This window comes from Novosphingobium sp. B-7, assembly GCF_000410615.1.
Lineage (GTDB): Bacteria > Pseudomonadota > Alphaproteobacteria > Sphingomonadales > Sphingomonadaceae > Novosphingobium > Novosphingobium capsulatum.
In genome coordinates this window covers 1-1,015 of sequence record NZ_APCQ01000182.1, presented here as the reverse complement: position 1 = coordinate 1,015, position 1,015 = coordinate 1, and the positions used below count along the sequence as shown (strand labels likewise).

General features: G+C 70.0%; 1 pseudogene. It reads left to right on the top strand.

Going from position 1 to position 1,015, the window contains the following annotated elements:
• Positions 1 to 1,015, top strand: a pseudogene (locus H926_RS0101955) (sarcosine oxidase subunit alpha); the annotation flags it as partial.

Genomic DNA, 1,015 nt, shown 5'->3' with positions numbered 1-1,015 from the left:
GCGCGGCTTTGCCGTGGACGATCCGCTGGGCATGGGCACGCCGGCCGGCGCGGCCGAGGTGCCGCAGGCCGCGCGCGGCAAGGCCTTTGTCGATTTCCAGAACGATGTGACGCTCAGCGATATCGATCTGGCCTGGCGCGAAGGCTATCGCTCGGTCGAGCATCTCAAGCGCTATACCACGCTGGGCATGGGCACCGACCAGGGCAAGACCGGCAACATGGCGGCGCTGGCGCGACTGGCGCAGGCGCAGGGCGTGGATATTCCCCAGGCCGGGCTGACCACGTTTCGCCCGCCCTATACCCCCACCACGCTGGGCGCGTTTGCCGGTGCGGCGGTGGGCGTTCATGCCGGGCTAGTGCGGCGCCTGCGCCTGCGCCAGGCGCACGATGATCTGGGCGCGGCGTGGCAGCCGGTGGGCTATTGGTTTCGCCCGCGCAGCTATCCGCGCGCCGGGGAAAGCCTGGGCGTGGCATCGCTGCGCGAGGCGCGCATGGTGCGGCACAGCGTTGGCATAGTGGATGTTTCCACGCTGGCCACGTTCGAGGTGAGCGGCCCGGATGCCGCCGCGCTGCTAGAAATGGCTTGCGCCACCACGATCGGCCGCCTGGGGGTGGGGCGCGGGCGCTATACCGTGATGCTGCGCGAAGATGGCCTGGTGATGGATGATGGCACCGCCTGGCGCCTGGCCGAGCAGCGCTATCTCCTCACCAGTTCGACCGGCGGGGCAGACCGCATGGCGCAGCACCTGTCGTGGTTGCGCAACGTGATGGCGCCGCATTTGAAGGTCAGCGTGGTCAACGTGCAGGAGCATCTCGGCGCGGTGGCGCTGGCCGGGCCACAATCGGCCCGCGTGCTGGCCGCGTTGACCGGTGCGGAAGCGCCCGCGCACATGCGCTGCACCCGCGCGGTACTGGCCGGGGTGGACGTGCTGATCCTGGCGGCAAGCTATAGCGGGGAGCGCGCGTTCGAGGTCTATGCCCCTGGGCACCAGCTGCGCACGGTGTGGGATGCGCTG